Consider the following 10,975-nt stretch of genomic DNA (forward strand, 5'->3'; position numbering starts at 1 on the left):
AGGAGCCGCCTCTGCGTCGCCAGCCCAGTAATGACCGCCCCATCGTGATTCGCGAGTCGAGTCCACCGCCGGTGGTCATTTACGAGCACAATCCCTGGTGGTGGGGACCTCCCTGGCCCCACTATCACTATCATTACCGCTACTACCGCCCCCGGCCGGGTGTCAGTTGGGGGATCACCTTCCACAATTGATGCACTTTTCGAGCTTTCTTCGACACCGCGCTGCATTCCCCCTCGAAACTCCGCATGCCCGCCGCGTCCCTGATCGGATGATCCGCTACACTTCCCGGAATCGTCCCGGTGGCGTGCCTGGAACCGCCTCCTCGCATGGGACACAGTGCACTACGTGCTGGCCAATTGACCACACTTCCCCGCAGTATCCTGGCTTTTTCAGGAGACGAAATGACAAGCGACCGGGACGATCGGCCCGCGTTTGCAGCGAACCGCTAACCGGCCTTGCGAAACTCCTCGGGCGACATCGGCCCGATAACATCGGTTGCGTTGCATGTCAGCGGATATTTTTCGGCGATGGCGTTGACCTGGTCGAGCGTCAGTTTGTCGATGATCGCCAAGTCGTCGTCCAGCGAGCGATACTGGCCCGTCGTCAGGCGCTCGGAGCCTATCGGAAACAGCCGTGCGGAAGGCCGTTCTGCTGCCAGAGCCAGGGCGGCGCTGAGCTTGTTCTTGACGCGTTCGAGTTCTTCGGCGGTCACACCGTGTTGCTCAATGGCCGTGTAAACCTCTCGCAATCGCTGCAAGTTTTCCTGAAGAACGCCGGGATCGCAGCTCATCACCGTCGCGAAGATTCCCGCATCCTCATAGCCTTCGTAGCTCATCGATATGGAGTCCACCCGACCCGGTTCGATGAACTCCCAGTACAGACGGCTGGAAGAACTTCCCGAGACAATGGCTGCCAGCATTTGTGCGGCAAAACGATCCGGGCTGTCCGCCGGAGGAGCCTCGGCCAACTGGATGACATATTCCTGACTGGCAGACGCCTTCTGGTGAACACGCAATCCGTAGGCCGGCTCGAGCAGCCGTTGCCGGATCCGCTCGCTCTCCATCGGTTCCAGGTGGCTGCAATGTTTTTCGGCAAGGGCCACCAGTTTTGGGAAGTCCACTGCGCCGGTTGCCGCAATCACCACATTGGTCGCCGTGTAACGCTGGTAATAGTAGCTGCGCATTTGCTCAACGGTGAGTCGGGAAATAGACTCGGTGGTCCCGATGACGCTCTGTCCCAGGGGATGTCCCGCGAAGAATCTCGCCCGGCAGAGATCGTCCACACCGTACGGTGGCTGATCCAGATACATGGAGATTTCTTCCAGGATGACCTGCTTTTCCAGTTCAAAATCCTCCTGTCGCAAAGCCGGCCGGAGAAGCAGCGCCAGCAATTCGAACGCCCGGTCCAGATACTCCGGTAAAAAGATCGCGTAATAAACGGTCTCCTCGAACGAGGTGGTGGCGTTGTAGGAAGCCCCAATCTCATCAAAACCACGGTTGATGTCTTCGGACGTGATGCGCCCCGTCCCTTTGAACGCCATATGCTCCAGAAAATGGCTGACCCCGGCAAGCTCCGGTGGTTCGTCCCGGGAACCGGCACGGACAAAAAAGCCCAGGGCAACCGACAGCGCCTGGGGGTGGCTCTCACAAACGACTTCCACTCCGTTCCAAAGTTTATGGCTGTAAAAGTTCACTGGGGACCTCCACCGGCCTCGGACCAACGGTAACGATCGTGAAATCTCGGGGTGGATTGTCTCGGAGAAACCGGTTGACTTCCTCCGTGGAAAGAGAATCCACAGCCCCCTTGATTTCTTCGATGGAGCGCACTCGCCCTAAAAGGGCCCAATCCTGGGTCAGCGTGTGGGCCCTTGCAGCACTGGATTCCTGAAGAAACACAATGGCACTTTTCAGTTGCGCCTTGGCGCGATCCAGCTCGTCGTTTTGAATTCCCTCCCCGAGGTTTTGAAGTTCTTCCAGCAAAACTTCCAGGGACTCCTCCGCTCGTTCGAAAGTGGTGCCCACGTAACAGATCACCCCACCGAACCCCCGGATGACGACATAACTGGCCCCCACCGCGTAACACAGCCCCCGTCTTTCCCGCAGTTCCATGAACAGTCGCGAACTCGTACCACTCCCCAGCATCCCGGCCGCTGCTCGCGCCAGGAAGTAACGGTCGTCTTCATACGGGACGCTTCTGTAAGCCACGCCGATATGGGTCTGTTGAGAATCGAACGAAACATGGGCCTTTCGCTCGGTGGGCCAGCGTGTTTCCGGGGCAGGGATCGGACCTCCTTTCCAGTCTCCAAGCAGTTCGCCGATCCATGCCACCAGTTCATCCCAGTTGAACCGACCGGCCACCCCAATGACAACGCCGCTGGGCTGGAAGTGCCGCTCGACGAACTCCGCCACCTCCTGCCAGGAAATCGCCGCCACATGGTCAATCACTCCATGGGGGGGCCGGCTCCAGGGATAAGGCAGAAACCGATACCGAAGGGCCTTGTTCAACTGGTGCTCCGGATCGTCTTCCTCCGCCTGAATCGTCTGGATAAGCCCCTGGCGGGCAGATTCGAGATCCTCCTGAGGAAGACGCGGCTTTCGCACGACGTCGCTGAAGATCGCCAGCGCCTCCCGGAGATAATTCGGCCGCATGGCTGCACGGAGATGGATAAACCGATGCCCCACCGATTCCGACCACACCACGCCCAGGTTTTCTAGATCTTCCAGAAACGCGCGGGCATCTCGGGGTCCGGCCCCACGGAGCACCATGTCCGTGGTTAAACTGGCCAGTCCCTGGCGATCCTCGGGATCAAACGCCGCGCCCGCCGGAATTGCCATGTCAAAGCCCACCGAACTGAGCCACGGGAGCGGCTCCCCCAAAAGGACCAAACCGTTGTCGAACCGATGGATGAAACAGGGGGTGCTGGAGGTGGTCACGTGAAGTTTTTTCCCTCACAAATTTTTTCACAACCGACCGTACACCGAAACCGATCCACGCTGGCTCGTGCTGCTGTCGCACTCCTGAGCCCATGCGCTGTCGCTCGTGTTGGTGCCCAGACTCTCATTCTACGCTGCGCCGCCTGGCTTCCGAAGAGCGGGAGTGTCGTGGCCAACGCCCGGAAACTATAATTTACGGTGTGTAGACAGGCTGCTGGGCTCGTCCCCAGCCGAGCCAGGTGTGTCGCTTGGCGGAACTCGGTTGGGGACGAGCTCTACAGCGCGGATGGACGCCCCACTGGCGACACAAAGTCAGCATCAAAGGGAGAGGTTGTGAGCTGTAGAGTGACGATTTCATGGGAGCCTGGGAAAACACCGACGATCCGAGAATCCGGACCTGCCAGGAAAAAATTGGCTACTCTTTTTCGAATCCCCGGCTGCTCCAGACGGCCCTGACGCACGCTTCCGGGGCCGAAACACGCCTGGAATCGAACGAGCGATTGGAATTTCTGGGCGACGCCGTGCTGGGGATGGTGGTCTGTGAGCTTCTCTACAAAAAGCTACCCCATCTTACGGAAGGCGAGCTCACACGCCTGAAATCCAGTATCGTCAGCCGGTCGCACTGCGCGGATCTCGCTCGACGGCTGGGGCTGGAAGAACTCATTATCATTGGTAAGGGCCTGGCCGGGCAACCCAACCTTCCCAACTCGCTCCTGGCAGCGGTCTTCGAGGCCATCACGGCGGCCATTTATCTGGACGGAGGACTGGAAGCCGCCAAGCGATTCATCGAACCGCTTGTCCTTCCCGAACTGGAAGCCTTCGTCCGCGACCGGATCGGCGAAAACTACAAATCGGTCCTCCAGCAGATCAGCCAGAGATCCTTCGGGACCACACCTGTCTATCTCCTTCTGGAAGAACGGGGACCGGATCACGGGAAACTTTTCAAGATCGCCGCTCAGATTGGCTCCACACGGTATCAGGCTGCCTGGGGAAAAAGCAAAAAAGAAGCCGAACAGCGCGCAGCCTGCAACGCCCTGCATCAGTTGAAAGAATTGCCGCCGCCCTGCTCGGATGAACTCGGTGAAGACGGGCTCCCCGTCGTCGGCCCGGTGGCTGAAGGAATCGGAAGATTCCTGGAATCGGTTGACTAAACCATCAGAAAGCTGCGCGAAATGGCGATTGCGCCCAAGGGAGTTCCATGAAGAAGCTTGCGGTGGTGCTACTCTCGGGCGGGCTGGACAGCACCCTGGCCGCCCGAATTCTCCAACTTCAGGGCTTCGAGGTCATCGGCCTGACGGTGCGGCTTCCATTCCACCGGTGCGAATCAGCAGCCCTCCAGGCCGCCTGTGAGCTTCAGATCCCATTGGCAATGCGGGAGGTCGGGGAAGACTACATGGAAGTCCTTCGCTATCCCCGGCACGGCTATGGCAAAGGGGCCAATCCCTGCCTGGACTGTCGGACGTACATGCTGCGGATGGCCAGACAGCTCATGGAAGAGCTCGACGGGATGCTCGTGGCCACCGGGGAAGTCCTCGGCCAGCGACCGATGAGTCAGAAACGGCCCCACCTGGGAATCACGGCCTATGAATCAGGACTCCAGGACCGCCTTCTCCGACCGCTCTCCGCCCGTTGTCTGCCGCCTACCTGGCCCGAACGTGAAGGGTATGTGGATCGCGAAAAACTTTACGCTTTCACTGGCCGAAGCCGCAAACCGCTCTGGGCGCTGGCCAGACAATTGGGCCTTAAGAATATCCCCGAGTCCGGTCCTGGCTGTTCGCTGACCGATGTCCAGTTCGCCCCCAAGGTTTTTGATCTTCTGGACAATGATCCACGAGCATCGCTGTGGGACTGCGAACTCCTCACCCTGGGCCGCCACGTGCGGCTGGATGACTGCACGAAACTTGTCATCGGGCGGAACGAGATGCAGAACCTTCAGCTTCGCCGTTTTTTTGCACGACGGCCGCGGCAAGATTGTGTCCTTGTCACTCCCATCAACTTCATCGGACCCGACGCAATTCTCATCGGCGACGTTTCGGAGTCCCAGTGGGAGAAAGCCGTCCACACCATCCTGCGCTACGTGCGCCGGGAACTTCCACCCCTCGTGGAGGTCGAGATTTGTACGAGCGGCGAAATCATCCGTCGCCGGTTTTCCCACCCCCTGCCAGAGAATGCGCCATCTCCGGATCGGCTGCCGTGATCGCAAAAAGAGGTGCGTGCACCAACTGAACGTACGGGCGCGGGGAGCGACCGTCGAAACGTCTCCGTCCCCGGTGACTGGAACGAAACGCGCAAAAAGTTAGGGACGCCACCGTCCTGGAGGCGTCCCTTTCTCGTCGTTGTACTCGAAAGAGCTGTCGCCGAGCTGCGTCCGTCGCGGAACCTCACGGCGTGGCCGGCGGGGTTTCCGCCGCTGGTGCAGGCGCCGGCGCTGGCGCCTTCTTCGCCGCGGGCTTCTTGGCGGGCTTCTTGGCAGCCTTCTTCTTGGCTGACTTCTTCACCGCCTTCTTCGCGGTCTTCTTCGCTGCCTTCTTAGCTGCCTTCTTCGCCGGTTTCTTTACCGGCTTCTTGGCGGCTTTCTTGGCAGCCTTCTTCGCCGCCTTCTTCGCGACTTTCTTGGCCACCTGTCGATCCTCCTTTTAAAAACCTGCGGCGTCGAGAGGGTGGAACCCTTGCCACGTTTTCAACCGCTCTCGCACGCCAAACCACCCAAACACAACCACACAACCACGTACCGGTTCCATCACTCACCGATGTGGACTGGTCATCATCGTCAGCGGTCCATCCGTCCGAGCCACCTTCATGCCGCTGTCAACGAATCAACCAGTCCCTCCATTATTAATTGTTATTATCGTAACGTCTTCTTTGAAAAGTGCAAGCTGAGTGAATGAAAAAACGTGTCGAGTTCTTCAGCTCGACACGTTCCGCTGTCCACAGCAAACGTCAGGCACAAACTTTCAGATGGGCACTCCTGTGAACGACGTGATGGCCTTCATGTAGTTCCCGCGCTCAAACACCTCGGGATTCGGGCAGTTCTTGTGGCTCATACTGCCTTTCATTTGCTCGACGGATTCGTATTCCTGCTCCTCCATCCACTGCTCGATCTGCTGGAGGAACGTCTTGATACAGCCAAACCCCTGCTTGTAGAGCACTGACGCCAGCATCACCACATCGGCACCGGCCAGAACGGATTTGATCACAGCCTCTGCCGAGTGGGCTCCACCCGTGAGTGCCAGGGAAGCGTTAACCCTTCCGTACAAAATGGCGATCCACCGCAAAGGCAGCAGTAGCTCGAACTCGGTGCTCAGCACCAGGTGCGGCTTTGTTTCCAGGGTATCCAGACGGATATCTGGCTGGAGAAACCTGTTGAAAAGGACCAACCCCCGAGCACCGGCATCCACAAGCTGTCTGGCAAAATGCCCGACAGAGCTGAAATAAGGGCCGATTTTCACGGCTACTGGTATCGACACCGAGGAAGCCACCGCTTTGACGAGACTGAGATACTGGGCTTCCACCTCGGCTCCGGAGCGCTCCAGATCGGCAGCCACGAAGTAGATGTTCAGCTCGATCGCGTCGGCACCGGCCTCTTCGAAGAGCTTGGCATACCGAATCCAGGAGCCCTCAGTCGTGCCGTTGAGACTGGCGATGACAGGGATTGACAGGCAACGTTTGGCGGTCTGAATCCTGTCAAGATATTCGTCCGTTCCCAGCCGATATTCTTCCGGTTCAGGGAAATAGGAAAGGGCCTCCGCGAAGCTGTCGGTACCAAACTCATGGACTCGGGCCAGATTCTCCTCCTCCGCCAGAATCTGCTCCTCGAACAGAGAGGGCAGTACAATCGCCGCTGCCCCGGCATCTTCCAGCCGTCTCTGGTTATCGAGCGATTCAGTGAGCGGGCAGGCCGCCGCCACGATTGGGTTTTTCAATTCCAACCCCAGGTAATGCGTACGTAGATCAACACTCATGTTCAGCTCCTCCGCTGGGTGAATCCTCACTCGCCATCACCGCCAGAAACTGCCCCGGAACGTGCCAGGGCCGCGCTGAGATTCTCGTACAGCGCGTACCGGAAATTGATGTCTTCCTGACCGAGCTGGAACAACTGCTCGGCACGCTCGGGTTTCGAGCGACTCAAGATGGCAAACCGAGCCTGCTTGAGGGCGAAGTCCTTGAAGGCCCCCTTGGGTGGGCGACTGTCCACATGGAGCGGCTGCTCTTTGTCACGCGGGTCATAATGATAGAGTGGCCAGTAACCGCATGCCACCGCTTCTTTCTGGTATTCCATACCTTTCGCTATATCGATGCCCCACCCAATGCAGTGACAGAGGGCGATGATAACTGAGGGTCCCCGGAACGACTCCGCCGCCCGAATGACCTTGATCGCATGCAGCGGATTGGCACCCAGCGAAATCTGGCCCACGAAAACATTTCCGTACGACATCGCAATCAGGCCGAGGTCTTTCTTGCGACTCGGTTTCCCCGCCGCTGCGAATTTGGCCACCGCGCCTCGGAAAGTGGCCTTCGAGGCCTGACCGCCGGTATTGGAATAGACCTCCGTGTCCATAACGAGGAGGTTGATATCCCGACCGGAGGCCAGGACGTGGTCGAGGCCGCCAAAACCGATGTCGTAGGCCCAGCCGTCCCCACCGAAGCTCCAGATGCTGCGGCGGATCAGATAATCTGCCGAGGCAAGGAGATTCGCCGCATCGTCACCCGGTATCTGGGCGAGCTTCTTCTTAAGCTCGGCTACCAATTGCCGCTGCTTGGCGATTTGCTCATCCGTCTCCTGTGGATTGTTCAAAAGCTCGGTTACCAGGTTGTCACCAATCTGAGAGGCCAGCTTTTTGAGAAGCCCCGTGGCGTAATCAATCTGCTGGTCTACCGCCAGCCGCATGCCGAAACCAAATTCGGCTGCGTCCTCAAATAGGGAATTGTTCCAGGTGGGGCCCCGGCCTTCGTGGTTGGTCGTGTAGGGCGTGCAGGGCAAATTGCCGCCATATATCGACGAACACCCTGTCGCATTGGCGATCATCATGCGATCCCCGAAAAACTGGGTGATAAGTTTGACGTAGGGTGTTTCACCGCAGCCGGCACAGGCGCCGGAGAATTCAAACAGCGGCAGCAAAAGCTGCGAGCCTTTGACCGTATCGACAGCCACCTTGCTGCGTTCGATGTCCGGGATGCGGAGGAAGAAGTCGAAGCATGCCCGCTCCCGTTCCAGATGGTCCAGCTTGAACAGCATGTCGATGGCCTTGTGTTTGGCCACCTCTTTGTCGCGGACGGGGCAAACCTCCACACACAGGCCGCAACCCGTGCAATCATCCGGAGCAACCTGCACCGTCATGTGGTAGCCGGGATATTCCTTACCCCGCCACGGTGCCGACTTGAAGCCCTCCGGAGCTTTTTCGAGGAGGGCCGGATCATAGACCTTCATCCGAATGGCTGCATGCGGGCAGACCAGCGAGCAGAGCCCGCACTGGATGCAGATCTTCGGATCCCAGATCGGAATCTCCAGGGCAATGCTGCGCTTTTCGTATTTCGTTGTCCCTGTGGGGAACGTCCCGTCTACCGGCAGGGCACTCACCGGCAATTCGTCGCCGCGGTAGGCGATCATGGGGCCCAGCACATTCTTGACGAATTCCGGAGCGTCCTCCGGCACCGGCGGCAGCATGTGAATCTTGGAGGTCACCTCGCTGGGGTATTTGACCTCTTGGAGTGACTCCAAAGCCTTGTCCACGGCCGCAAAGTTCTTTTCAATGATCGCCGAACCGCCTTTCTTACCGTAGGTGGCGACGATCATGTCCTTGATCTCTTTGATGGCCTGTTCCACTGGAATGATGTTGGCCAGCTTGAAGAAACAGGTCTGCATGACCGTGTTGATACGCACACCGAGGCCCGTCTCTTTGGCCACGCGGTAGGCATCCACCACGTAGAACTTCAGCTTCTTGTCGATGATCTGCTTTTGGACTTCGGCGGGCAGGTGGTCCCACACCTCCTCGGCCGGGAAGGGACTATTGAGAAGGAAGGTCGCTCCCTCTTCCGCCGCCGCCAGAACATCAATCCGTTCCAGGAAATGGAACTGATGGCACGCCACAAAATTGGCCTTGTTGATGAGGTATGAGCCCTTAATCGGCCGCGGACTGAAGCGGACGTGGGAGATCGTCATCGACCCCGCTTTGCGGGAGTCGTACACGAAGTACCCCTGGGCGTAGAAGGGAGTGTTCTCGCCGATGATCTTGACCGAACTTCGGTTTGCTGAAACGGTCCCGTCGCTTCCCAGTCCGTAAAACAGGGCCCGCACCACATCTGGCGGCTCAATGGACAAGTTCGGATCGTAATCCAGACTCAAATGAGTGACATCGTCTTTGATACCGACCGTGAAATGCCGCTTGGGCTGCGGTTTCTTCAATTCCTCAAAGACCGCCAGCGCCATGGCGGGGTTGAATTCCTTGGAGGACAGACCGTACCGACCTCCGATGACAAGCGGCGTCGGTGCACCCGGTGCATGGTCCGCCCATTTCTCAGAGATCGCCGTCACCACGTCGAGGTAGAGGGGCTCGCCGATCGCTCCAGGTTCCTTCGTCCGATCCAGCACCGCAACGCGGCGGACCGTGGTGGGTAGTGCCCGCACAAAAGCCTCCGCATCGAACGGGCGATAGAGACGAACTTTCACGAGCCCCACCTTTTCACCCCGTTCGACGAGGTAATCGACTGCTTCTTCCACCACGCCGGTTCCGGACGCCATCGCCACGATGACGCGTTCCGCATCCGGCGCCCCCACATAATCAAAGAGGTGATATTGCCGTCCGAAAAGCTGGGCGAATTTGTCCATCGCCTTTTGGACGATGGCAGGGGTCTTCATATAGAACGGATTGCACGCCTCACGTGCCTGGAAAAAGACGTCTGGATTCTGGGCCGTTCCCCGCAAAACGGGTTTCTCCGGAGACATAGCCCGTTGGCGGTGAGCCTGCACCAACTCCATATCGATCATCTTCCGCACGTCATCATCGCTGAGCTGTTCGATCTTGGCGACCTCGTGAGAGGTGCGGAAGCCATCGTAGAAGTGAATGAACGGCACGCGGGCTTCCAGCGTCGCCGCATAAGCAATGAGGGCCAGGTCCTGTGCCTCTTGAACCGATGCCGACGCCAGCAGCGCCCACCCCGTGGTCCGGCAGGCCATCACGTCGCTGTGGTCTCCAAAGATGGAAAGAGCATGGGTGGCGACGGTGCGGGCGGTCACATGGAAGACTGCCGGCGTCAGTTCCCCAGCGATCTTGAACAAATTGGGGATCATCAACAGCAGCCCCTGCGAGGCCGTGAAGGTTGACGAGAGCGCTCCCCCTTGCAGGGCGCCGTGGCAGGCTCCAGCGGCACCCGCCTCACTCTGCATTTCCACAACCTGGGGCACGGCACCGAAGATATTCTTTCGGCCCGCAGCCGCCCAGGCATCCGGCAATTCACCCAGGGTGGACGATGGCGTGATCGGATAGATCGCCATCACCTCCGAGCAAAGATGGGCAATGTTGGCGGTCGCCTCATTTCCTTCAACGGTGACGAAACGCTTCTCGGCCACGGCTCAATCTCCTCTTGATCTATGCCCAATACGGCGGCAAAACTTTTTTACCCTGTGCAGTGATCATGGCTGATCCACGACCAACAACGCGCTGATGCCCACCGGACACCCTCGCCCGGCAGTTTTCCGGAAATGTTCCGGGGAAGATCCCCCTCTATCGCGCGGCAGATTCGCTGATACCGACCACCCGGCCGGTCACACGGAAGAGCCAAAACATCAACGATGAGGTCGGCAGAAGCTGCCATTCCCCTGAGATTGCACATCTCCCTGATCTCGTCTCATTCCCGGAAGCTCAAACCGTAAGCGTACTGATTTCTCCTGGCCGTTGCAAGCTGCGGCGGCTCGCCCTCCTCCCAAAATCTGTCCGGTCCCTACCCTCCCTCGCACTTCAAATGGCGGTGGTCACCAACTTGCAGGCGATCCGTAGCTGGCCCCAAACTGCGTTCCTCGTATAATTCCACTGCCTGGTTATGAC

At 58.7% G+C, this 10,975-nt stretch carries 8 protein-coding genes; 3 read left to right on the forward strand and 5 right to left on the reverse strand.

From position 1 onward, the window contains the following. A partial coding sequence (locus H5U08_RS03345; RefSeq protein ID WP_297030101.1) for a hypothetical protein occupies positions 1–191 on the forward strand: 191 nt, incomplete at its 5' end. Positions 192–445: 254 nt separating this feature from the next. Here the strand turns inward: H5U08_RS03345 and H5U08_RS03350 are convergent. Beyond that, a complete protein-coding gene (locus tag H5U08_RS03350; RefSeq protein ID WP_297030105.1) occupies positions 446–1,693 on the reverse strand; it encodes a pitrilysin family protein in 1,248 nt (415 codons plus the stop codon). Then, positions 1,674–2,933, reverse strand: a complete 1,260-nt coding sequence (locus tag H5U08_RS03355; protein WP_297030108.1) for a pitrilysin family protein — start codon at positions 2,931–2,933, stop codon at positions 1,674–1,676. Before H5U08_RS03355 ends, H5U08_RS03350 begins: the two co-directional genes overlap by 20 nt. Positions 2,934–3,289: 356 nt before the next feature. Here H5U08_RS03355 and rnc point away from each other — a divergent pair, with 356 nt between their 5' ends. Both rnc and H5U08_RS03365 read left to right on the forward strand, forming a co-directional pair. After that, positions 3,290–4,084 carry a ribonuclease III gene (rnc, locus tag H5U08_RS03360; protein ID WP_297030110.1) on the forward strand — a complete coding sequence of 265 codons (795 nt, stop codon included), beginning with the start codon at positions 3,290–3,292 and terminating at the stop codon, positions 4,082–4,084. Between the two features lie 47 nt (positions 4,085–4,131). Then, on the forward strand, positions 4,132–5,130 hold the full coding sequence (locus tag H5U08_RS03365; RefSeq protein WP_297030113.1) for a hypothetical protein: 999 nt from the start codon (positions 4,132–4,134) through the stop codon (positions 5,128–5,130). 184 nt (positions 5,131–5,314) lie between these two features. On the opposite strand, the gene H5U08_RS03370 is transcribed toward H5U08_RS03365, so the two are convergent. The 3 genes from H5U08_RS03370 to nifJ all read right to left on the reverse strand — a co-directional run bounded on the left by H5U08_RS03370 (position 5,315) and on the right by nifJ (position 10,500). Next, complete coding sequence (locus H5U08_RS03370; protein WP_297030115.1) at positions 5,315–5,554, reverse strand: hypothetical protein; 240 nt, start codon at positions 5,552–5,554, stop codon at positions 5,315–5,317. A gap of 333 nt (positions 5,555–5,887) precedes the next feature. Further along, positions 5,888–6,895: a dihydroorotate dehydrogenase-like protein gene (locus H5U08_RS03375; RefSeq protein WP_297030116.1), complete on the reverse strand. Its 1,008-nt coding sequence runs from the start codon at positions 6,893–6,895 to the stop codon at positions 5,888–5,890. A gap of 26 nt (positions 6,896–6,921) precedes the next feature. Next, positions 6,922–10,500, reverse strand: a complete 3,579-nt coding sequence (gene nifJ, locus H5U08_RS03380; protein WP_297030118.1) for a pyruvate:ferredoxin (flavodoxin) oxidoreductase — start codon at positions 10,498–10,500, stop codon at positions 6,922–6,924. Positions 10,501–10,975 lie beyond the last annotated feature (475 nt).

It is taken from the genome of Thermogutta sp., from assembly GCF_014359955.1.
GTDB lineage: Bacteria > Planctomycetota > Planctomycetia > Pirellulales > Thermoguttaceae > Thermogutta.